19 protein-coding genes and 1 CRISPR repeat array are annotated in these 23,703 nt (G+C 46.7%); of the genes, 10 read left to right on the forward strand and 9 right to left on the reverse strand.

All coding sequences use genetic code 11. The features are described from left to right. Positions 1–1,166, forward strand: a 1,166-nt coding sequence (locus TW77_RS25470) for a hypothetical protein (RefSeq protein WP_046007308.1), incomplete at its 5' end; no start/stop codon positions are given. A 10-nt stretch (positions 1,167–1,176) separates the two neighbouring features. Then, positions 1,177–1,617 carry a hypothetical protein gene (locus TW77_RS23005; protein ID WP_046007309.1) on the forward strand — a complete coding sequence of 147 codons (441 nt, stop codon included), beginning with the start codon at positions 1,177–1,179 and terminating at the stop codon, positions 1,615–1,617. Between the two features lie 94 nt (positions 1,618–1,711). Here the strand turns inward: TW77_RS23005 and TW77_RS23010 are convergent, their stop codons facing one another. The 3 genes from TW77_RS23010 to TW77_RS23020 all read right to left on the reverse strand — a co-directional run bounded on the left by TW77_RS23010 (position 1,712) and on the right by TW77_RS23020 (position 5,858). Further along, on the reverse strand, positions 1,712–3,043 hold the full coding sequence (locus TW77_RS23010; protein ID WP_046007310.1) for a trypsin-like serine protease: 1,332 nt from the start codon (positions 3,041–3,043) through the stop codon (positions 1,712–1,714). Positions 3,044–3,310: 267 nt separating this feature from the next. Continuing rightward, positions 3,311–4,131: a CRISPR direct-repeat array (repeat unit 32 nt; unit sequence GTCTCAATCCCCTCTCACGCGGGGAGCGCAGC). Between the two features lie 534 nt (positions 4,132–4,665). Then, positions 4,666–5,013 (reverse strand): hypothetical protein, encoded by a 348-nt coding sequence (locus TW77_RS23015; RefSeq protein ID WP_046007311.1) that lies wholly within the window; start codon positions 5,011–5,013, stop codon positions 4,666–4,668. A 254-nt stretch (positions 5,014–5,267) separates the two neighbouring features. Beyond that, the gene (locus TW77_RS23020; protein WP_046007312.1) at positions 5,268–5,858 is read right to left on the reverse strand and encodes a hypothetical protein; all 591 of its coding nucleotides are present in this window, start codon (positions 5,856–5,858) and stop codon (positions 5,268–5,270) included. Between the two features lie 308 nt (positions 5,859–6,166). Between TW77_RS23020 and TW77_RS25320 the strand changes: the two genes are divergently transcribed. Both TW77_RS25320 and TW77_RS24535 read left to right on the forward strand, forming a co-directional pair. Continuing rightward, positions 6,167–6,544 (forward strand): hypothetical protein, encoded by a 378-nt coding sequence (locus tag TW77_RS25320; RefSeq protein WP_046007313.1) that lies wholly within the window; start codon positions 6,167–6,169, stop codon positions 6,542–6,544. Positions 6,545–6,570: 26 nt separating this feature from the next. Further along, entirely contained in the window at positions 6,571–7,632 is a 1,062-nt protein-coding gene (locus tag TW77_RS24535) for a hypothetical protein (RefSeq protein WP_052713329.1), read from the forward strand. Positions 7,633–7,917: 285 nt separating this feature from the next. On the opposite strand, the gene TW77_RS23035 is transcribed toward TW77_RS24535, so the two are convergent. Beyond that, positions 7,918–8,541 carry a hypothetical protein gene (locus TW77_RS23035; protein WP_046007314.1) on the reverse strand — a complete coding sequence of 208 codons (624 nt, stop codon included), beginning with the start codon at positions 8,539–8,541 and terminating at the stop codon, positions 7,918–7,920. Between the two features lie 473 nt (positions 8,542–9,014). Between TW77_RS23035 and TW77_RS23040 the strand changes: the two genes are divergently transcribed. Beyond that, positions 9,015–9,419, forward strand: a complete 405-nt coding sequence (locus TW77_RS23040) for a DUF1801 domain-containing protein (RefSeq protein ID WP_046007315.1) — start codon at positions 9,015–9,017, stop codon at positions 9,417–9,419. A gap of 9 nt (positions 9,420–9,428) precedes the next feature. Here the strand turns inward: TW77_RS23040 and rnr are convergent, their stop codons facing one another. Both rnr and TW77_RS23050 read right to left on the reverse strand, forming a co-directional pair. Further along, complete coding sequence (gene rnr / locus TW77_RS23045; RefSeq protein ID WP_046007316.1) at positions 9,429–11,648, reverse strand: ribonuclease R; 2,220 nt, start codon at positions 11,646–11,648, stop codon at positions 9,429–9,431. A 202-nt stretch (positions 11,649–11,850) separates the two neighbouring features. Then, the gene (locus tag TW77_RS23050) at positions 11,851–12,060 is read right to left on the reverse strand and encodes a cold-shock protein (protein WP_046007317.1); all 210 of its coding nucleotides are present in this window, start codon (positions 12,058–12,060) and stop codon (positions 11,851–11,853) included. A 341-nt stretch (positions 12,061–12,401) separates the two neighbouring features. On the opposite strand from TW77_RS23050, the gene TW77_RS23055 reads away from it, so the two are divergent. From TW77_RS23055 to TW77_RS23070, 4 genes are all read left to right on the forward strand, one after another. Continuing rightward, positions 12,402–12,764, forward strand: coding sequence for a hypothetical protein (locus TW77_RS23055; protein WP_046007318.1), 363 nt, complete (start codon positions 12,402–12,404; stop codon positions 12,762–12,764). A gap of 300 nt (positions 12,765–13,064) precedes the next feature. Next, positions 13,065–14,921 carry a flavin monoamine oxidase family protein gene (locus tag TW77_RS23060; protein WP_046007319.1) on the forward strand — a complete coding sequence of 619 codons (1,857 nt, stop codon included), beginning with the start codon at positions 13,065–13,067 and terminating at the stop codon, positions 14,919–14,921. Then, positions 14,908–16,650, forward strand: a complete 1,743-nt coding sequence (locus TW77_RS23065; RefSeq protein ID WP_046007320.1) for an alpha-keto acid decarboxylase family protein — start codon at positions 14,908–14,910, stop codon at positions 16,648–16,650. Before TW77_RS23060 ends, TW77_RS23065 begins: the two co-directional genes overlap by 14 nt. A 14-nt stretch (positions 16,651–16,664) precedes the next feature. Next, positions 16,665–18,425 carry an FAD-binding oxidoreductase gene (locus tag TW77_RS23070; protein WP_046007330.1) on the forward strand — a complete coding sequence of 587 codons (1,761 nt, stop codon included), beginning with the start codon at positions 16,665–16,667 and terminating at the stop codon, positions 18,423–18,425. A 208-nt stretch (positions 18,426–18,633) separates the two neighbouring features. Here TW77_RS23070 and TW77_RS23075 read toward each other — a convergent pair whose 3' ends face one another. Further along, complete coding sequence (locus tag TW77_RS23075) at positions 18,634–19,419, reverse strand: class I SAM-dependent methyltransferase (protein WP_046007321.1); 786 nt, start codon at positions 19,417–19,419, stop codon at positions 18,634–18,636. A 192-nt stretch (positions 19,420–19,611) separates the two neighbouring features. Continuing rightward, the gene (locus TW77_RS23080) at positions 19,612–20,379 is read right to left on the reverse strand and encodes a hypothetical protein (protein WP_046007322.1); all 768 of its coding nucleotides are present in this window, start codon (positions 20,377–20,379) and stop codon (positions 19,612–19,614) included. Positions 20,380–21,387: 1,008 nt separating this feature from the next. Here TW77_RS23080 and TW77_RS23085 point away from each other — a divergent pair. Further along, positions 21,388–22,965: a phage tail sheath family protein gene (locus TW77_RS23085; RefSeq protein WP_046007323.1), complete on the forward strand. Its 1,578-nt coding sequence runs from the start codon at positions 21,388–21,390 to the stop codon at positions 22,963–22,965. A 143-nt stretch (positions 22,966–23,108) separates the two neighbouring features. On the opposite strand, the gene TW77_RS23090 is transcribed toward TW77_RS23085, so the two are convergent. Then, positions 23,109–23,471 (reverse strand): hypothetical protein, encoded by a 363-nt coding sequence (locus tag TW77_RS23090; RefSeq protein ID WP_046007324.1) that lies wholly within the window; start codon positions 23,469–23,471, stop codon positions 23,109–23,111. Between the last annotated feature and the right edge of the window lie 232 nt (positions 23,472–23,703).

The raw sequence follows: 23,703 nt of genomic DNA on the forward strand, positions 1-23,703 counted from the left end.
ATAGCGAGTTGCTAACGAACCAGGGAACGTCGATTGCCAACCATAGCGAGTTGCTAACGAACCAGGGAACGTCGATTGCCAACAACGCAAATAGCATCACCCAACTTAATATCCAGCAGACAGAGCAGGAGGCACGCTTAACTCAACTGAAAGAGCAGGTGTCTACTTTCCATACTGCGCAAAGTACAGTCAATCAGGCCACAACCACCCAACTAAGTGCGTTCAATGCTCAATTAGGTGGCCTGAATACACAAGTGGCTACGGCCGCAAATCAAGTAACAATAAATACCGGGCAAATCAGCCAGCTATCTTTGGAAGCGGCGACTCAGAAAGCAATCGTGACAGAGCTGGAAAATACAACAACCAGCCACTCAAGCACCTTAACGGCCTTAACGACTGAACAATCCGCACTGTCAGCTAAACAGCAAAAACTGGATCAGGACCTGGGCACACTGGACACCGGCGTTATGGACCTAAGCAACGCCGTTAACAGCAACACCAGCGCTGTTGCGTCGATGCAAACATCAGTAAATTCGGTGCAAGGGTCGGTCACTCAACAAGAGAGCAGACTCAGCCAGCTGGAAAGTGAGCGTGTTAAAAAATACATAACGCCAAAAGACGTACACAATCACGATGCTGAATTTGTCTACAACTATCGACCAACGACTCCTGGACAGCAGATTTCACTTCAGGGTCATACCTATCGCATGTACCGCCTACCAATAATCGATATGGAGACAGGACAGAAGTACGCGGTCGATATACCTATGGAAGAGGACAACGGCTACCGTTATTACAATTGGATTACTTATCATGCCTGTTCAAACTTTGTGTATAACCCTTCTATAGAAATTGGTGCTGGTGCACGTGCCGTATTCATAGATCATCAATCAGACACACGCTTTTATAATCTACGTTCAGACAAGTTTTCAACGCAGTATGATGGCAATGGCAATGGCGTAAGCATATCCATTAGAGTCGGAGAATCTACCTGTACAAGTTTCTTCATGCCGCGTTCTCAAGTTATTGAAGAAGGCGAAACACCAGTGCAAAGTGATGATTATGACCTAACTGATAACATAGATTGGATCACCAAAAGTGACCGAATGGATGAGTTTCCTGACTTGAGCGAGTTGCTGCACTATATTCGTGTAGTTGCGCTGTAAGGAAGCCATCATGATGCGTTTTATTTCGATTTTGTGCCTGAGCCTGGTGCTGGCAGCCTGCGGTGGTGGTGGTGGCTCCGATAATCCGTCGTCTGGCAGTGCGACATCAGGTAACAAAAACCCTACCGACAAAGGTAGCACGAGCGATAATACTGACAGTAGTGATACTGGCGGCGGTAATACTGACGGCAGTGATACTGACGGCGGTAATACTGACGGCGGTGATACTGACGGTGGCGATACTGGCGGTGGTGATACTGGCGATGGTGATACTGGCGATGGTGATACTGGCGATGGTGATACTGGCGGTGGTGATACTGACGGCGGTGATACTGGCGGTGGTGATAAAGACGGCGGTGATACTGATGGCGGTTCGGGAGACAATGATACCGTACCGGCAGACAAGAGCCAGTGGGAAGCCGCCAGCTGGGACACGCTGGAATGGCAATAACACAATCGCTGTAGGAAAAAGATATGGGCTAGTTTACAGCCCATATCTTAGCTAAATCAAAGCAGCCGGGGCTGCTTTTTTTTAGGGTTACGAATTAACGTGTGCAACCGCTATCAACGCCAAGTAGCTTCCAGACACCCCAGGTGCCCGACTCGCTCGGCACATCGCCACGCGTCCACCAGCGCGCTTCATACTTAAAGCCCTGATAGGTCACTTGATCTGGCTTGTCATAGACCTTGCTCGCATCCCAGTTGCCGGGGCAGCCAGTATCGCCACCTGAGGTGACGGTTGCGGTGGCTTTAGCGCTATAGTTCACCTGGCTTTCTTCCAGAGTGAAGTTCACAGCAACACCTGCCGATCCACTGCGGCTGGCACCAAATTCTACGCCCACCTGACAGCTCTGATTGGCAGCCAGTGTGCTCGCGCTACAAGTATCGACCGGTTTAACCAGGCCTGACGTAACGCCGCTTGAGGCCACATTTAAGGTCTTAAAGCTAAATGGCGTATTGCCTGAGTTAGTGATAGTGAAAGTATGTGCTTTGGTTTCGCCAACCTTGAAACCCGTCAGCGTATCGTTTTCTTTAAACGACACAGAAACCGGCTCAGCACCGCCTTTTACGCTGTCAATCCAGCTGCGCAGTGCTGCCACATCTGAGTAAACGCCATATTTTGCAGGGCGCGCACAGCCAATCCCCCAGCTAACGATCCCTAGCTGCACAACCTGGCCGCCAGAGTTTGCGACGATAGGGCCGCCACTGTCACCGCTACAAGAGTCTTTCTGACCCTCAGGGTAGCCTGCGCAAAACGCCACGCTGCCCACATTTTGGTACGAGCCGCCGGATTGACGACACACCTGATCAGAAACCAGCGGCACGTCGACCTCATAAAGATTCGTCGGGCGGCTACCGCCTTCGCTCAAGCGGCCAAGACCTGCAACAGAAATTAAATCACCAACCCGCACATATTGCTCAACATTGCCCTGTGCCAGCGCAACGCTTGCACCCTGAGTTGGGGTACGTACCAACTTAAGCAAGGCAATATCATGGTTTAGCGTGCTGCTGTTATATTGTGGATGCACGTATTTCTCAGCCACCGCGATACGGTCGCCGTCGTTACCACCAAGCACAAAGCCCGCCACCTTAACATTGAGGCCACTTGCTGATCTGCTACTCACACAGTGTGCCGCAGTCAGTACATAACCGTCACCCACATAACTACCACCACAAAATGCCGTGGTGCCATTGGCACTTAAAATTTGCGTATAAAACGGCCAGTCGGCCGTATTTGCCGGGTTACCTCCGACAATTTCAGGCTCATAGTAATCGCTACCCGCATCGGCAGGCTGCGCCATAACCGCACTACTCGCGCCTAGCGCAAGCAAAACAGACAACGCTGTCATAGAAAGTGTTTTTTTAACCTTTAACATGTGTATACCTTTATTTTTCCTTTATTGGGAACTTAAAAATATAAACACTTAATTTACACTTGTAAATAAAAAACAGTCAACAATTGCTCATTTTTTATCATTGTTCGGGCGAAGCAAGACCGATGATTAAAGATCATCGCAGCTTGCTGAGGTGAGGTCATGGATCCATATGGGTGTGGAAAAGCAGAATAATGCAGGAGCCATTATCGAGATGACCGATGGGCGAAGCTACACGGATGTATTCCAGCTCGGTGCTTATTGTTACTTCGTTCGATCCCCTCTCACGCGGGGAGCGCAGCTCTAATAACTACGTGAAGGCGAACGCTGTCACTTTTGTCTCAATCCCCTCTCACGCGGGGAGCGCAGCGTACCCCGTCTAGATCCTGTAACGGTTTATCTGGTCTCAATCCCCTCTCACGCGGGGAGCGCAGCGCTTTAATAGTGGTGCCCTGGATGTTTTGATACTGTCTCAATCCCCTCTCACGCGGGGAGCGCAGCGCTTGGTGTTCAAAAGGCACTAAAGCTGCTCCAGGTCTCAATCCCCTCTCACGCGGGGAGCGCAGCAATAGGTTTGAGTGTCTTGGTCAAGCATCATCTGTCTCAATCCCCTCTCACGCGGGGAGCGCAGCCGGTCAAATTGATGGTTCAACATGTTATCCGGTGGTCTCAATCCCCTCTCACGCGGGGAGCGCAGCCACATGTACGAAGCGACAACGCTAAGGCTAGGAGTCTCAATCCCCTCTCACGCGGGGAGCGCAGCGGTTAGCACAGACTTTATCATAACCCTGACAGGGTCTCAATCCCCTCTCACGCGGGGAGCGCAGCAAAAACGCTAACACTAACACGGCCGCTAATGCCGGTCTCAATCCCCTCTCACGCGGGGAGCGCAGCCACACCCGCCTCACGGGTACCGTCGCGGCTTGTGTCTCAATCCCCTCTCACGCGGGGAGCGCAGCTGGCCGCCTGCAATAACGCGTCCAGCGACTCGTGGTCTCAATCCCCTCTCACGCGGGGAGCGCAGCATGATATAGGGTGGCTGTATCACTATCCGCAAATGTCTCAATCCCCTCTCACGCGGGGAGCGCAGCGGCCTGCTTTAAAGCCCGCATTATACAAGGCCAAAAACCAAATTTTGCGCTAACCTAGGTCAAAATTGCCAAACGCAACCGAATTTTGTACAACAAGATTACACAATACCATAATAAACATCAACATACAGAAGCGCTAACCTCCCGGGTTTTTTATGAGCACCAGGGGTTAGCGCAAATAACATGATTGACTGGGAAAGTTGGCCTCAGGCATACAATGACAAAGCACAGTACAGCAAGGGCAGAGCTCTAAAGTTAAACGCCCACTCCACCGTCCTACCGGCCTTGAGCCGGTATCTTTCTTACAGGCCAAAAAGTGTTTAATTAAACCTGTTTTCATAGCTTCCATATCAAGTGTACATGGGCGATGTTTCAGTCACCACTTTTAGCCAAAACCTTAATCTAAATTGAGAATAGCAAGCCCTGGAACCAGTCAATGAAGGCTAAAATGACATTAAATAGAAGTCATATCAGGGCATCACGGTGACGCCCCGGAAACAGCCTAGCATCTTGCACAGGCTATTGCTGAGCGGCTTAGTACTTCTTGCTGATACCGATCAAAGCGTTTTCAGACTCACCATCGTAGCAACGTGTGTCGCTGCCATCACGATTCTCAATTACCAAATTATATATTGTGCCGGAAGTCTGCCCTGCTTCAATGGCTTTCAGAACCGGCCCCAACAGATAAGTATGGGTATCATAAATAATGACAGGTTCCATCTGAGCACCAAAACGCTCACTGTTGTATCTGACTTCAAAATTACCATTGTGAGACGCGACCTTAGTCACTACACCTGAACAGGTAAAAATAGTTGCCTGTGCCGCAAATGCGCTGCCCGCCATACATACGCCGATAGCGGCGCGTAACAATTGTGTTCTCATTATTCTTCCTTAAGTTGATTAGTGCCAAAGCTGGCAACACACAAACTAAACCCAAACAAAGAATAAAAAGATATCAAAATGTTAATTTTTTATTTAATTTAAAATAATAACTAAACATCGACAGATCAGCCCAATTCAGCCTCAATGTTCATAATACGGAAAAACAGTCGTACCCGCGCGTCCTGCCCACCAAGGGTGTTATGGCGTTTAATGCTGTTGCCGAGTATGAACATGATCTGTCGACTGCTGAGACCTTACGCTTTGCTGTCGATTAAATGGCTGTCAGTTGCTTTCAATACGTGCAGCGCCTGTTGCTGCAACGCTTGCAGATTAGACTGGGTCATATAAGTTTCGATAGCCTGTTTGGACTGATTGGCATACATCGCGGAATAACCGTAGGTTTTACTATCTTGCCTGGACAAGTTTTCAGACTGTTCGACGTACTCATTAATGTATTGCTGCATATCTATCTCAGCGCTGGGGTCTAATTGCCCCGCTTCCATGCGCACCTCCAGAGACACTCTGAAATGGCTTAACCCTGTCACGGCAGTCTCATCCATACCACCCACTTCGCCCGGCAGGCGAGTAATATCCGAAAGTAGGCTGCTAAAAGCCTGAGGCGAGGTATTGCGGATATTAAACGTATCCACAGCTAGTAAGGCTTTAAAGCCGCCTTGCTCTGACTGAGCAGTTTGGGTAGCAGCATCCGGCTCTTTTACCGCTACCGCTTGGTCGTTTATAGGGTCAGGGTCGCCCGCACTGATCTGCCAACGATCTTGCGCTTTCTTTTGTTCTTTATTTAAAAAATGAACAGGCGGCTGTCCTGAGCCGTTTTCCAGTTTCATCTATATTCCTTATAAATCTGTCAAGACTCTCCTCATGTCGGCCTTAAACAGGAAAGCTTTAACGGCATTTTTGGCGTGCACTCTTAGCGTTTGGTGTGGGCCCTTGGCCGGGTTGTTATTGCCATCACCGCTATATTTATTTTTATGACAGGCACACCGGAGCGCAATCTCATACTCACAGTCCCATCGGATTACTTCTGCGTGGTGTTTAAATAGCTCCCGGCTCGCTCGCGTCCGGGATGACGGTGTTGTTTGTCAGTTTTGTTGCTAGTGAGACGCTGAAGCGTGAATTTAAGTAGGCTTTGTACGTGCCCCACAGAATCAGCTACTCAGAAATTTGCGAGAACGTACTGTTTGAAACAGCCCCCTCCGAACATCAGTTTCGTGAGGTGTTTTTCAAAAATTCTTCTGTTGGGAAAATTCGAAATTCAGCGCTACATATAGAAGACCATTCAAGAGGATTCGGTACTTGGAAAGATAAAAAGAAAGGTAAGAAAATGGAAACCTCAGATTTCTTGGGGCTGATTAATCTAGAAGGTAGTTTTTTATGCTCTACAATTGATGATGGTATATATAAAAAAGTCGAAATTAGTGTAGGTGTTTTTAATATTTTAGGCCAAATAATGAACCACTTGTTGGCAAGCTTTCAGTGGGAAGGTAGTCCTCGAATTAAGCCTCACTATTAAGCATATACACGGACCGAGGAGGAATTATGAATCATTCTTTTTTACTATTTATTGCTTTGATATTATCCGCAAATATTTACGCTGCGGATCTATCCTCTATCAAGAAGGAACTAAAAACATTAAAGGAGCTCTGTGATGCAAGCTTACTAGATGCGGAAGAATGCAAAAAGCAGAGGGCTAAGATACTGCTGACTCTAGACAAAAAAGAGGAAGAAATATGGTTTTGTAACTACGGCGGGGAAAATAAATTAGGAGAACCTATTCTAGCCGAAGATGGGGTTAGTTTCTCTGAGTCTTCCTCTGTGAATACTATAGTAAGAGAAATACTCGATGAAGCAGGACTTGTTGGGAACTTTATTGTAAGGGCAGCAAGCGTGCCAAATGCAGCCGCAAGTGTACGAATGGGTGATCGTTATATTGAGTACAATCCTTCATTTGTACAGAATCTCAAGGTAGGCACGAAAACCAATTGGTCTGTATATAGCGTACTTGCTCATGAAATAGGTCATCACCTACAGGGCCACACACTAAAACCTGGAGGTAGCCGACCAGATATTGAGCTTCAAGCTGATGAATACTCTGGGTTTATACTTGCCAAAATGGGGGCGTCGATAAAGGATGCCCAAAAAGCAATGAAAACGTTTGGGTCAGATTCTGCTTCCGGTACTCATCCTGCCACACAGCAGAGACTTGTAGCAATCAAGAAAGGCTGGGATAAAGGAAAAGAACCTGATGACTCCAAACCACAACCTATAGCCCAAGATCATGAAGCCGAGAATAAAGATGTACCACCTGTAACCGTACAAACGCCTATTCAGCAACCTCCAGCCATGCCTGTGTCTTCCTACCTGTATAAATGTGTTGTGAATGGTGAACAGGTACTTATAGATAACACCAATAGAGTCCTATCCGTTCCCAGAGGAGGAATACAAGTTGGGCAAAGAGTCCCTCCAAACCATCCAAATTGTGCATTCAATTTAGCAGCACCTCCTACCGGCGTATATTGTGTCGGGCATAATGGCATGGTCTATTTTGGTACACCTATGCCTGTTGGGCAATGTATACAGTGTGGGCCAGGGCAGTGCTAAATGAGACTGTAACTAAATTTGTGTAAGCTATGTTCTATAATGAAGTGCACCACTACAGTTTAAGTTAGCTATTCTGGAGGTGAAAAAATGACGCACACTTTCCCTTCACCGGGTGAATACACCATAGTTTTGGTAGTCGTGGACAATGAATATCAATTGGGTGTGATTAGTCAGACTATACGGGTAAGCGAAAGCGAGTAATCACTTACAACTACAAAGTTACCATCATTGAGAGTTACCCGATGTTAGAGAGGTCGGGTAACTCTGGGTTTAGCATAATGCTGACTAGTGGAAATCGTCACCACATAAGATCAACATACCGCCCCGGCGGCACTGCTCAATCATTGGAGGGCTAAGCGTCATTGAGGTTTCAGTGACGTGGCCGTCGTTGTCTGTTACACGCAGTTTAACTGTGCTCCGAGAGGTAATATCAACATGCCCACGCGTAGTACTGACACCATTGACCCACTTTTCAACTTTTTGCACCTGACCATCACGGTCGCTATACGTAAAGTCAGCGACAATGACACCCGCTTCATAATAGGTGGTGTCCGTGCGTCGGTCATAGTGAGACTCAACTAAATGCGACGTAATCTGTGCTTTGGGAGTGTACTCGCAAGACTCACGAGTATGAGTGTCGTACCCCTGTTGTGTTAAGGTCGTGCTACAGCGGTAGGTAGTCCAATCAATGCCGTCAAACTCTGTTTCTTCAATTGTGTACCACTGAGTTGAACTCCTGCTTACGTACTCTTGTAGTAGCTTTCCGGATGCAAAGCAGCTGGCCCAGCCATAGTAGTAAGGTGTTTGGCTGCTTGTTGTTTTGCAGTTGATTTTTTGGTCGCCAGCCGCAAGTGCGCTAACAGAGAGAACGCTCAGAGAGCCAATGGCAATCAGGGATAGAAAATTCATAATTGTCCTTATTATTTTCACATACTAATTTATAAGTTATTGTTTTAAATAGAACCCAAATAGGGAGCTGATTAATAAAGTAGCAGAATAAATTTCTTTTTAGAAGCCTTTTTGAAACATAAAAGTCATTTTTGTTAATGAAAGATATTGAATTAGAGAGTGTTTATCAGCTTTAAAACTCTTTTCTGCTCACACAGTTCAGGGCTGCCACACAATGGGTTGGTATGGCAGCCTATTTCGTAATGCAACCGCACTCGATGGCTGATAACCCAGTTAACACGCACTGGTGTTTCATGGTGGCTGCGCTCAGCGAAAACTCTTTCACTAACATCACAATGATGACCATTTAAGGTCTGCGCAGCTTCCAACTTGGAGGCAAGTCTCTATGCTGTTTTGATACGGCTTAAATCAGGATTGGAAAAGCACCTATTTTCGGTTAGTGTACGTGTTCGGCGTGATAGGCAGGAAACCCTATGAATAAGGCAATCAAAGAGCGCTTCGATGCATACCCTGAACCTGTTAAGGCTCGTTTACTGGCGCTGAGGGAGCTGATCTTTTCGGTTGCTGCTGAGTTGGCCCTGGGTGAAGTCGAAGAGTCTCTAAAGTGGGGAGAGCCTAGCTACAGTGTAAAAACAGGCACCCCACTGAGAATAGACTGGAAAACCGCGTTTCCAAGGCGTTACTGCCTTTTCTTTCACTGCCAAACTAAGCTGGCCGATACATTCCGTGAGCTGTACGGTGACGCAATTGAACTACAAGGCAACCGGGCAATTATGTTGCCGTTGTCCAAGCCATTGCCAGACGCAATGATCAGGCACTGCATAACGCTGGCTCTAACTTATCAACAGCGCAAACTCCTGCCGCTTCTTGGCGCTTAACGATTAGCGTTACGCCTCATCATTGAGTGTAAACGCTAACTTTCTCTCTTTTAAATTAGCCCGTTGAAGCGTAACACTCACCCGCTTACCCAGTGAAATACAGTCTGTATTACTGACTAATTGTAGTCTTTGCGCATCAAATTCATAAGTGCTTTTGTTTAATGATTCGATGGCCACTAATCCTTCAACGCCGGTTTCATCCAGCTCTACGAAAAATCCGAAATTAGTGACTCCCGATACAGTGGCAGAAAACGTCTGGCCAATAAACGGTTGCATATACTGACATTTAAGTGCGGCCTCAACTTCACGACTTATCTCGTCTGCTTTTCGCGATTGCAAAGAACAGTGCGAGCTCAGCTTATCCAGCTGCGCTTCAGAGTATGGGTATGCTTTGTTTTTAAACACCCGGTTCCTGAGCTTTTCCGCATTCAAAAAGCTTAACACCTTTTCTAATACGCCATGGTTTTTACGTCGTATATTAGCTCTAATCGCCCGGTGCGTAAGCAAGTCGGGATAGCGGCGGATAGGTGAAGTAAAGTGGGCATAAGCTTGATAAGCTAAACCAAAGTGCCCTTTATTATCCAACGAATATTCAGCCTGGCTTTGCGAACGCAGTAATTGCATATGGAGCATATCCTTATCCGGGCGGTGCTGTATTTGCTGCAACAGCGTATTATAATCTTCCGCCGTTGGTTGCTCGCCTCCCTTTAAAGTCAGGCCCTTGTCCGCTAGTAATGTTTTGAGAGAAGCCAACTTTTTGCTCTGCGGCCCTGCATGAATCCTGAACATAGCCGGGATCTTTTGTGTATCCAGGAACCTTGCCGTAGATATATTTGCCGCGAGCATAAACTCTTCTATCATGCGATGCGCGTCGTTCCTGACTATCGGTTTAATGGCTGCAATTTTGCCATGTTTATTAAGCACCAGTTTGCGTTCAGTGGTCTCAAACTCAATTGCACCACGTTGTTTACGTGCTTTATTCAATATTCGATAAAGCGCGTGTAAATTCTTAACCTGAGGACGCATGCGCTCGGCAGACTTGGCTTTTGTGTGACGTTTTGTCAGTACCTGGTTTGCTTGTCCGTAAGTTAGCCGTGCATGAGATTGTATCACCCCTTCAGTAAAGACAGATTCGGTGATTTGACCATCTTCGCTGATTGCCATATCGCATACTAAAGCAAGGCGGTCCTGATGTGGGTTGAGCGAGCAAAGTCCATTTGATAACGACTCGGGCAACATGGGGGTCACCAGGCCAGGACAGTAAATCGAGGTAGCGCGAGATTGCGCTTCAACATCAAGCATATCATCTGCTTTTACGTAATGCGATACATCTGCAATCGCAACCAAAAGCCGCCAGCCACCGAGTTCACGTCGCTCACAGTATACCGCATCATCAAAATCTTTCGCATCCTCGCCATCAATGGTCACAAACGGGGTATCTCGATAATCTACTCGCCCCTCTTTATCACGCTCTGATACGTCATGACCAAGACTTTGCGCGCGAGAGATGAGCTCATCACTCCACTTATGACTAGCACCGTGGCGCAACAATGACAACTTGGTTTCTAACCCGGAGCTGTTTGGTTTACCAATGACCTCTTCCACTTCCACCAAGCCCGGGCGGCGATGATTGGGATAATGGATAATTTTACAATTGACATACTGGCCCAACGAGGAGGTCGAAAAGGATCTTTTGTCGACGGCTAGCCGATGATGAACGCGACTGTCATCAGCGACTAAGTAAACGTCTCCTCCACGCTGTTTCAACACACCCGCAACATGCGTTGTATTGCGTTCGGTTATTTTAATGAGTTTATGGCTTGATCTTTTCGCTGCCACTGGCGATTTAAGGACTTGTACGGTGTCGCCATTAAACACGTACTTTAGTTGGTTCTTTGGTATAAACAGATCTTTCTGATCGGCGTGGTACTTCACAAAACCAAAGCCATCAGCATGGAGGCTAATCACTCCCGTTACTAACTTATTTTGATCAACAACTTGGTAGCCGGTTGAAGCATCAAAAATCAGCTGCCCGTCACGCTCCATAGCGCGCAAACGCCGTCTTAGCGCTTCTTTATCTGTTGCTGTGTTTAGTTTTAGGGCGTGAGCGATCTGCTCTCGGTTGAGGTGTTTTTTCACATCAGCCAGCAGCTTTATAATGTACTCCCGGCCTGGAATTGGGTTTTCGTAATGATTGACGGATGAATTAATGGTTGGATTTAAAATAATATTTTCTCTTTTTTAGCCCATCACTTCCCGTTTTTATTTTTAAACTGAGACCTGGAAATGCTTGAGTCTTGGTAAATAGATGAGGCAGTAGGAATGCAGATTTGCGTGTAATTACGCTCAAATCAGTGTCGAGTGTAAAGCTACTTGTTCAGTATAATACGCGAACAAGTAGTCAGAAATATGGTTGTATTAGGTGATTAAGTTAAATGCAGATGATGTTTTCAGCTTGTGGGCCCTTTGCACCTTGTGTCAGTGTAAACTGAACATTTTGCCCTTCAACCAGGGTTTTAAACCCTTCGCCAGAAATGGCACTAAAATGAGCAAAAACATCGGGGCCCGATGTTTGTGAAATAAAGCCAAACCCTTTTGACTCGTTGAACCATTTAACTATACCCGTTGCGGTATTAGACATAATTGACATCCCAAATAATAAAATATTGACCTGTTCTCAGGTAGTAAAGCAGGAAGAAAACAAAATTTAGCTGAAGATATCGCGAGGAACTACAAAAATGCAACGAGGTATGAACATATAAACTTGGCTTTCTGAAGCCGTAAACACAGCCTACTCTCAAACTTTGTACAATGCAAACTTATTTACTCTGCTAAATTAAAAGTGTCATTACGCATATCTATTTACTTCACGACCTGGCGCTCTATAAAATTAACGATAACCCGATAATAAATAACAAAAGTTTAGCACCCTAACAGTTGTAGGCTATGCTCAATAGTGTTTGATTCTTAAAAGGATAGATTATGAAACAAATGCTTAAACTCTTGCTGTCCATTGTGATTGTGGTCATCACCTTTATCGCATCAGCAACGCTGGCTGGCATACTGGCCGAGTATGCAGGTTGGTGGAAAAAGCCGGTAATAGGCGGCGTAGCAGCCGCTTGTGTGGTGCTTTCAGGTTATTTGAGCGCCCCAAACTATAAATTGTATTGTGCCGCAGCCTGGTTGGTGATTGGGGCAGTCGTGGCTGGGGTGATGTCTGAGGTATTTATGTATGGAGAAGATGCAAATACGCAGGTGCCTTTGTATATCACCTACGCCAGCGGTTTCGCCACTTTAGCAATTTGCTGGGCCTGGGAGCGCAAACAATTTGCGCCAGGCCAATAACACGGATTGATAATCAAAGCCCTTGGGTTTACGGGCTTTAAATTTCAGGCTGTAACGCTGCGCGCCTGCTTTGGAAGTAACCATTCAGCGCTGATAAAAATGCACAAACTCAAAGGAGCTGCCCTTTCTTCAAACTCAGCCTGAGCGCCGAGATCCGTGTTCAAACTTTCATATTTAACATGGCTGTCCACACAACTCTATACCCATGTAATGTGCCGTAATCCCTTGTAATTATGTGTAATAGATAAACCTCAGACCCTCAAATATGCTCTTAAAGCAAAGCTTAAAGGAGCATATAAAATGAACAGTGAGATAGATGTTGCTATTGTGGGTGGTGGTGTATCGGGCGTTTATAGTGCCTGGCGTTTACAACAAACGTATGGAAACACAAAGAAAATAGAACTGTTTGAGTATAGTAAGCGAATAGGTGGCCGACTATACAGTCGCACATTACCGGGTTTACCGAACGTTGTTGCAGAGCTTGGCGGAATGCGCTTTATCCCAGAGGATCACATTATGGTGAGCACTTTGGTAGATGAGCTGAAGTTAGAGACCAAAGACTTCCCGATGGGCTCTAAATTGCCGTTATACCCTTCAGACAAGGCAAGCTCTGTTGAGGCTGGCAGCGAAAACAATTTATTTTATCTGCGTGGACAGTACTTCAGATACCGTGATTTTGCCGAGTGTCCAGACAAAATTCCCTATAACTTAGAAGAAACTGAGCGCGGCTATGGCCCGGAAGACTTGCAAGTTAAAGTCATGAACTTAATTTGCCCAGGCTTTGCCGATATGTCTTTATCTGAGCAGATGAAAGTAAAAGTATTTGGTAAAGAGATATGGAAATTCGGCTTTTGGAACCTGCTTGAGCATGTGCTAAGCAACGAAGCATACCTGTTTATGAAAGAAGCGGGTGGTTACGATGCCAACGTGGCCAATGCAAGCGCCGTCACACAGCTGCCTGCAACGGAATACAGCGATGATACGGTGTTTAAAACCCTTAAAAAAGGTTTTCAGGCGTTACCACTGAAGTTATGCGAAGAGTTTGAAGCAGCCAGCGGCTGCGTTCATATGCTGAAGCGTTTGGTCAAGATAGAAATTCATAAGGGGTGTGAATATCGCTACGAGCTCATTTTTCAACCCATGATGGAAACTGCCAGTGGCGAGGTGGTCGACGCAGATGAACCCACTCAACGCGTCAAAGCAAAACAGATCATCCTTGCGATGCCAAGACGCTCCCTTGAACTGATTGAGTCAGAGTTTTTTGAAAACCCCTGGTTAAAAGAAAATATCCCGTCGGTCTTGATCCAAAAAGCGATCAAGATGTTTATGGCATACGAGCAACCCTGGTGGCGCAGCCTGGGATTGGTGGCTGGTCGTTCAGTGACCGATTTACCCATTCGCCAAACTTACTATATGGGCACAGAGTGTGACCAACAAGAATGCGTTGAGTTTGAGGTGAATGAGCAAGGCCAGCAAGTCTGTAAAACTCTAAAAACCTATGGCGAGCCAAATACCAATTCTTTATTAATGGCTTCATACAACGATATTGGCACTATCCCCTACTGGAAAGGACTGGAAAAGGGCGAGCACTACCAAGGCTTTGTGCCTGCATATGGCAGTGAAGGGTGTAGCGCTGATGAAATTGTGCCTAAAAATCAGTATCAAATCACCACCAGTATGGTTGAAGCGGCGCATCGTCAAATTCAGGCTTTACACAATCAAAAAGTCTTGCCTATGCCTTACTCCGCGATTTACCAGGAATGGGGCGACGACCCGTACGGCGGTGGCTGGCACGAATGGAAAGCCAATTACCGGCTTGATGAGATCATGTGTAAAATGCGCCACCCTGTTGAAGGTGAAGCTATTTATATTGTCGGTGAAGCTTACTCCTATGAGCAGGGTTGGGTTGAGGGCGCGCTTAATACAGCAGAATCGACCTTGGCGCAGTTTTTTGATCTGCCTACTCCGCAATGGTTAACCAAAGACGAAGCACAATATGAGGAGTGGCTGAAAACTCATCACAACTACCTTCCCGTGGATTGTACTAACGGATGTAGCCCGAGCAAGGTTCAAAATGAACAACCGAATGCAAACCCGGACACGCTCAACGAGGTCACGGAATTTGCTTACAGGGGGATCAACCATGAGTACCAATAATTACACAGTTGCATACCACCTGCTTCGTCGCCTAAAAGAGTTTGGGCTCGACAAGGTATTTCAAGTGCCGGGAGACTATGTACAAGAGTTTATGACCACGTTAGATAACTTTGATGGTATTGACGCGGTTGGGGATGTGACTGAGCTGGGAGCGGGTTATGCGGCGGAAGGATATGCCAGATACAAAGGCATTGGCGCGGTGTCTGTGCAATATGGCGTGGGCACATTCAGTGTGTTAAACGCCATTGCCGGTGCCTATGTAGAACGCAACCCTGTTGTGGTCATCTCGGCGAGTCCTTCGGCCGAGAATCGTGTGGACATTGAAGAAACAGGGGTACTGTTTCATCACTCAACCGGGGATTACAGCGCCGATAAAAAGGTCTTTGAAAACGTAACGGTTGCCAGCGAGATACTGGCTGATGCGCAATCGGCTCCCGCTATTATCGATAATGCCCTGCAATTGGCAATGAGTGAAAAAAGGCCCATTTACTTAGAGGCGTGGCAAAACGTATGGGGAGCAGAATGCCCCAGGCCTAAAGGTGAATTAGTTATTCCACCTTTGGCCACTAATCCAGCCATGATGGCATCGTTGTTGGAGCAAGTAATAAGTCGACTCAAAGCCGCAAATAACCCGGTTGTGCTGCTGGGGATTGAACTGGCGAGGCTCGGTTTGCAGGAGCAGGTCGTTACACTTTTAAGCAAACTCAACATCCCCTACACCACGACGACACTGGCAAAATCGGTCATTAGTGAAACCCATAACGTTAGTAAAGAGCTCTTTGTAGGCACATACGCAGGCGAAGCGTCCTGGCAGGATACGTTTGACTTTGTGAGTCGTTGCGATTGTATTTTGGCGCTGGGTGCGATTTTCACTGACGACTACCTCACCATGTTAAAAACACAAGGCAATGACCTGGTCAGAGTAAATATGAACGCCGCTCGGGTGGGTGAGTGTGAGCAATTTAACGGCATTAACTTGGCTCAGTTTATTGATGAATTGAACAGTTACCTTGAAAGTCACCCGCTACAACTAAATAGCCAGCTGCCGACCATTCATAATCTGTACTTAACTGAGGGTCCCGATAGCAACGCCAAAATAACCTACGACAACTTTTTCAGCGTTTATCAAAAGCAATTGCAAACCTGTGAAACGGTTCGTGATTACAACCTGGTATTAGGCGAAAGCTCGTCCCTGTATATGGCAGCTCGCTTAACTGGCCTGGCAGAAAATCGCTTTGTAAGTGATGCGGCCTGGGGCTCTTTGGGTCATGAAACAGGCTGCTCATTGGGCACCGGCCTTGCTGATGATAAACGTAGTGTGGTGGTTGCCGGTGATGGGGGCTTTATGATGATGTGCCAATCTCTCTCCTCCATTAGCCACTATAACCTCAATACCGTGGTGTTTGTAATGAACAATCAGGTATACGCCATAGAGCAATCGTTTGTCGATATCTGCGCCTTTACCCCAGCGGCAGATTTTGCGCCATTCGATAAACTTCATCATTGGAACTATGCTTCACTGGCAAGCGCATACCGTGTTAATTACTTAAAGGTCGAAAAAGTCAGCGACCTGGACGAGGTTTTTTCTGCCATTAAGCAACACCCAGCATCGCCTTATTTAGTTGAAGTAAAAATAGCTGAAAAAGACCTGGCCCCTGCAATACAAGATTTAGCAGAAGCAATCACGGGTACTAAGGTAAGCGACTGCACATGCCAAAAGACTATGTAAACAAGGACATGATTATGACTGAACAATGTAATAAACCCATTCCAGAGTGCCAGTTAGAAGAAGCGCAAAAACGCATCGCACACTACTGGCAAACAACCCAAAACTACATCGCCGCGCTTGAAAAAAAGCACAACTTTGAAGCCGACCAGCTGCTGACTTTGCTACCTTGCGGCGATACAAGTATGGAGCGCTTTAACAACTATCAAATTAATGCCTTGATCTTCAATACGCGCCTGCAGTTTTCTCCATCGGTCATTGTCATGTGTAAGCATACCGATGATGTTATGCATGCCTACAAAGAAGCAATTGAGCATAATTTACCCATTCGGGTGCGCTCGGGTGGTCACGATCACGAAGGCGAATGCACAGGAACGGATGTTGTCTTGCTGGATTTAAGCGGGCTAAAAGACTTTTCAATTGAAAAAGATAAGGATAGCTATATCGCGCATATCGGTTCTGGCTATCGTTTTTACCAGCTGGTACCAAAGCTTGCCAAACCAGAAGACAAAAGTATTCCACCTTTGACCATCCCACACGGGACTTGTGCAACGGTTGGTTTAGCCGGTTACATTCAGGGCGGTGGCTGGGGACCGTGGACAAGAGCACATGGCATGTGTTGCGAATCGCTTGTAGGTGCTACGGTCATTTTACAAGATGGTTCAAAAGTGAATGTGTCGGAAACGGAGCACAGCGACATACTCTGGGCGCTACGTGGTGGTGGTGCACTAAGCTATGGCATAGTCACAGAATTTCGGGTGAAAGCGTTTGAGCTACCCGAAGAGATCCATCGTTTTGAAATTCACTGGAATAACCCGACAGGTGACTCCACAGATCTGAAAACATGGGACTTGTTGACGCAATGGGAAAATGCCATTAATGATCCCAGCACGGAACAATTGGTTGGTACTAATCTTAAAATTAACGCCATTGCAGATAAGTCGGTGGCCTGCGAAAAAGACTTAGAACACCCAAGCACCATGTATGGTTACTGGCGGGGCACCGAAAGTGAACTGCTCAGCTTTGGTAAAAAGTACTTTCCAACCTCAAGAATAGTGGTAACAGGTAAAGATACCAAAGACAGCTACAGTGCGGCATTGATGTCTGACTGGTCACGAAATACGTTGGCCAACCTGGCGACGGCCGGGGTTAAACAAGGCTTAGTTGCCAATGCCAATGGCACGCCGTTCACCCCTGATTTTGATGCGCCAGCGCCTCATAAAATTACGTCAAAAGTGGTACGCGAAAGCGGCCTGACTGAGCAAGGAAAGAGACAGCTATTGCGCTCGTTAACCTCGTCTTTGCTGTTTGATGAAAATGCACCATTGGGTTTATTTAGCTATGTAACCTTAGGCGCAATTGCAGGCCCATTCTACGCCGATGAATCTAGTGTTGGTGCCTTACGTCGAGTTGCATTCCCGTATTCTAAAGCACAGTACACCATTCAATATCAAACTTGGTGGAATACCGAGCTGAAGTACGACGGGCAAGGCGACAGCAAAATGCTGGGCCAGGAGAATCCGGTATATCGCTTTGTAAACAGAGCGCTTGACTGGATTGAAGTCAGTCGCGATACCTCCATTGAAGGTGCCTATGGCGCGTTTATCAGCTTTAAAGATGCCTCCATTCCAACCAAAACTTACTTTCAGGAAAGTTATGAGGAATTGATCAGAATAAAAGAGAAGTACTCTGGCTTTGAAGTGAAGCCGCCTTGCAGCGGTGGCAAGGGGGTTTACATTAACTTCAACCGCTTGCGAACGCGTAAAACGATTATTTAAAAACCCTGTTAGTTGAACTGTCGGAGTAGCTGGCTGAATAGCCGCAAACCTGACAGTTCTTTTGACTATCAACCCGCCAAACTATCACCACGCACATATATTCACGCACCAGTTAGCAGTCACTGTATTGCTCTGGCGTAGATCCGAACTAGACCAGTCATGCATCGCCCTTGATGCATTGCGAGTATTGGTATACCAATAGCACGGATTACTTATCTGAGTGCTTACATTTACAGGCCTTAATCGAATACAGCATAGGCACCTGCTGACCCTGGTACAACTTTTGATACCCCAGCTCAGGCACAAACTCCAGCCCATCAAAGCAATCGTATGGGCTATACGGGTGCTCAGCAAAGAGCTCAATGCTCAGGCCAGCCGTTATCAACGCACTGATCACATCACTGACCGAGTGAGTCCAGGTCACTGTGGTATTTTTAGTGCCATCGCAGTTTTCTGTATAGGTGCCCTCTTGCTCAATATCCGGCGTACCATGAGGAAAGTAGGCATAGCCTGCCAGCAAGTCGTTAACTGGGTGGAACTCAACCAGATGGAACACACCACCAGGCTTGAGCGCGCCCGCTACAGTTTGTGCCCACGCGGTTAAATCAGGCAGCCAGCACAATACGCCGTATGAGGAAAACACAATATCAAACTGACGAGTATTATGAAGGCCAAACTGGAGCACATCGCTTTCGATAAACTCAGCTTTAAGACCCAGCGCGTCTTTAAGTATATTCGCCTGCGCAATCGCACTTGCGGATAGGTCCACCCCTGTCACATCTGCTCCCAGTCGGGCCCAGGACAAAGTATCCTGGCCAAAGTGACATTGCAGGTGCAGCAAAGACTTGCCCTCAACATCACCCACCTGTGCCAGCTCAACCGGATTCAACGAACATTGCCCGGCTTTAAACCCGGCAACATCATAAAACTCAGACGTCACGTGTACCTGAGTTCTTTTATCCCAGGCTTGTTTATTGATGCTTAAATAGTCCATTGTTCCCCCAGTTTTAATCATTGATTGTTTATCGTAAAGGCAGCAGCGCAATGACAAAGCGTGGGATCATAGCAGACTGACTTCCTTTAAAAATAGTGGCATATCATGCCCAACCCGGACACAACAATACGCGCTGTATCCCGGCTGGTCGCTACAGCAAATTACACGGCAACCTGTGTAACAGGGTATCTGTTATTCTGCGTTTTCTCTGAGCGCTTCAGACGCGGTTTGTGTATCATCGCCGGCGCGTGGCCTTTTGTGATGCGTTCTGACAATGGCCATCTGCGTATCGTCCAAAATAAGCTCCGCAATCGCCATTGGTACGCCGCAATGAGCTAAGAGTTTGAAATTTGGATCTTGTAAAAGGGTCAGGTAATAGCGTGGGCTAAAGCTAATATCGCCACGCTTACCCCGGGCCGTTACTTTATTGATGCGATCAACCACACCACTGAGGATCACAGACGCTTGCTTGCAGGCATGGGTATATTCAATGTCGTCGATAGCCCCGCGCATATAGAGGCTCTCAATTTCATCAATTTCAGTATCCACCTCTTTAATCAGTTGAGTAATTGACAGCCCCAGCGGATGGGAAACTTCATAGGTGATCTTGTAGCTCTCGGGGCGATTAAGCACCACACTGTTATCTAGCTTTACACCGGCTTGCTTTTCAACACGCAACTGCTGCAACAGGTCCAACTGGGTGCGGGCAATCAGCAAATTGACGTCATAATGCCAGGAGCGGATCTTGTCATACGCCACCCTACATTCTTTGGCCTTTCGAAAAACGGCAGCCAATCGCTCAAATGCGTTAAGTATCCGCACCTTATTTTTAGCCAGGTAACTGTGCAGTGAGTCACTCTTGTACTCCACCTCAGATATGAGGGTTTTCATTTTGTTAGCATGGCGAGTCGACATAATGTGTGTGTCGTTAATTTGAGTTCCTTGATTATCATCAGACATATTAATCTCCTTAGTGAACTGCCGGAATGTCCACAGATCTTTATTTTACTGTCTAAGCAGTTTGCACAACAGCAAAATACAGCCTTTGGCACTGTGTATTTTTATTATAATTAGTCACTTGCACATCGAAACCCGACGGCATGCGACGGACTGTTCAAGTCCTCCCGCTGTCCTCGGGGAATACTGAACGTTTAACAATCGAGTGCTCGAATTTACTCCCTGTTGCGCTGCAAATTGCAGGCTTCTGTACAGCGGAACGGGCCTGCAGGCTTATGCCGACAACAAAAAGCAGAGTCACTTAAGTCGCGCAAACAACAGAACATCGGATCTTGTTCAGGGGTTTCATGGTTAACTCACTCAGCGCAGCATCTCAGCCGTCCCTTTATCATGGCTATGTCAGCTTTTAGTTACTCGACACCATGCCCGCCCATTTTAATCATCGTGGTGACTTTCTGTGTGCCTCGCCTACTATCGGCAATTTTGCCGTGACCGGTTTTGGTATGAAGATGGGTGCAACACCCAAACACCCGCATCAGGTATTTTGCATATAGTAACTGCGCCTCCATAAAATTCAGACGCCACATGCACCTGTGTTCTTTATATCCCTGGCTGATTTATTTATGCTTAAATAACCCATAATATCAACTAATTGTAAGTTCCTTAATGACTGTTCAGTAACATAGCGCAGACGTATGAGCAGTGCAAACCTTTGTGAAAAGTCACGACCTGAGAAAAGGAACCGATTTAGTAGTTCAATAAACGCCGCACACAGTATCTGACTTACACATTGATTGCTCCTGACAGCTTTGGTAGCTGAATTGAGTCGGATAATCTAATTCAGACGCTGTTCCACTTGAGACGGCAGAGTTCGTCCGTCACAGGAACGAGCGCAAAAAACGCATCATTGCTAGCATCGGCTATTATGGTGTAAAACAAATTAACGAGTTCACTTCGCTAATATCAGGGACAGTGAATTCAGTCATACAGGAATAAGAGGCAAATATTGCTATGGTCACTTCAAACATTAAAACTCCTGGCGTTTACATTGATGACGTAAATGCTTTCCCTAACTCTGTTGTGCCGGTAGCAACCGCGGTGCCGGCATTTGTAGGGTACACACCAGCTGCCGAGTACCAGGGCAAATCGTATTTAAACAAGGCGCAAAAAATTACGTCTTTTGCTGAGTTTCAGGCCATCTATATGAAGGAGAACCCGCCACCACCTGCGGATCCAAGCGTGCAATATCACCCTGAATACTATTTGATAGAGTCTGAGCAACAACCCGACACCGGCGACTATCTGACCATTGCTGGGCGCTATTACTCAGTCGTGGCAGACTCAGGTAGCATTTACTATTTATACAATAGCGTGCGCTGGTTCTATGAAAACGGCGGTGGGGATGCCTATATTGTGTCTGTCGGCACCCATGGGAACAGCACAGGAAAACCGGGGGCTGTTGGGACACAGGGTGTTAACCCGAACGTAAAACTGGATGAACTACAGGCAGGTTTATCATTACTTAAAAACGAACAAGCACCCACCATGTATATTTGCCCGGAAGCAACCTTACTACCTGTAGCCGACAATGGCACGCTGATGCAAAGTATGTTGCTACAAGCGGGGGAGATGCAAACCGCCATCTGCCTGTTCGACATCATAGGCGGCAAAGCACCAGACCCTATCACTTACACACAAGATATCGAAGTATTCAGAAACAATACAGGTTCAAAAGGTCTTAAATTCGGTGCGGCATATTACCCTTTTGTTGGCACCACCCTGATGCAAACTGATGAAATAAACTATACCAACTTGTGTGGTGGCGACCTTTTGCAATTACAGGCATTACTCAGCCCGGAATCGGCACCGAACCCTGCGGCAGAACAAATCATCGCTAAAATAAATCAAAATGATGGGTCCATGACCGCATCGCAGTACCATGCGGCGCTACTCAGTGCCTCTCAAACCTATTCGCAAATTATCTCGCATGTTCTGCAAGACGCCAATGTACTGCCACCCGGTGGCGGCATGGCCGGTGTTTATACGGTGAATGATAATGAAATGGGTGTCTGGCATGCACCGGCGAATACGCCTATTGTGGGTGCAGCATCTTTACCCATTCGACTGAGTGACTCTCAGCAGGAGAATTTAAACGTTGACGCTATCACGGGTAAATCTGTCAATGCCATTCGCTTTTTCAACGGCCTGGGTATTCTTGTTTGGGGAGCGCGCACCCTGGATGGCAACTCACAGGACTGGCGCTATATTGCGGTGCGCCGCACCATGACCTTTATTGAACAGACCTGCCAACAGGCTATTCGTGCCTATGCACTTGCGCCAAACGATGCTAACACCTGGGGGGCAATAAAAAGCGAAATCAGCAGTTTTCTGACTGGCGTCTGGAAAGAAGGGGGATTGCAAGGCTCACAAGCGGCAGACGCATTTCGGGTCGAGTGTGGCTTAGGCACAACCATGACCAGCGACCATTTACTCAATGGCTTTCTTAAAGTAACGGTTAAAGTAGCCGTTGTGCGCCCGGCAGAGTTTATTGTGCTCGAATTTGAGCAGGAAATGGGTAAATCGGGTTAATTGCAATAACTTTGGATATTGAGCCAAACACCCAAGTTTGAGGGGAGTTATTCAAGCCAAACTGGGCTTGGCTTGCACTAGAGTGACTGTGCAACTTTAAAGCGGGGCTGCCAGCTGGCAACCCCCTTTACAAAGCCCATGCTCTAGGCTTTATTGTGATAGAAACGGCCTGTTTCATAGGGCGTTATCATAGACAAGCCGTTCAGCTGATCCTTTTTAACAGCCAGATGTGATAACGAATCTCCATTTAGGTCCACGACTTTACCTATCTGACCGCCTTTCAGCCCAAGCTGCTTGCCCAGCTGCTCCATTTCTTTTTCCATCTGTGGCAAAATCTCTGTTCTTAGCTGTTTTGCCGCCTGAGCATAACGTTCTTTCTCTTCGGCGGAAGATGCGTTTTGGGCAATTTGCTCAAACTCAGCGATCCCCTCTTTGGCGCCTTTTACATCACCAACCCGGAAGTTGTAACCAAAATAAATATCCATCACATTACGTGGTAGTTGCATAGCGTCAGTTCCTTGCTATTAGTAAACCCTATGAAAAACAAAGCAAATATCACACCAACTAAATAAAACATTTAGGTTTTTCATGTGATATCTAAGCGTTCAAGTGCAAGATGTGTTGAAATTGTGTTCATTTTACAGAAACTGTCATGACATAGTGATTTTGGCTACCTAATCATAATATTACATGATTCGCTCGCAACGGCATTAAATTCACCAAGTTAGTGGGGCTTAA

This window comes from Pseudoalteromonas rubra (genome assembly GCF_000967655.1).
Lineage (GTDB): Bacteria > Pseudomonadota > Gammaproteobacteria > Enterobacterales > Alteromonadaceae > Pseudoalteromonas > Pseudoalteromonas rubra_A.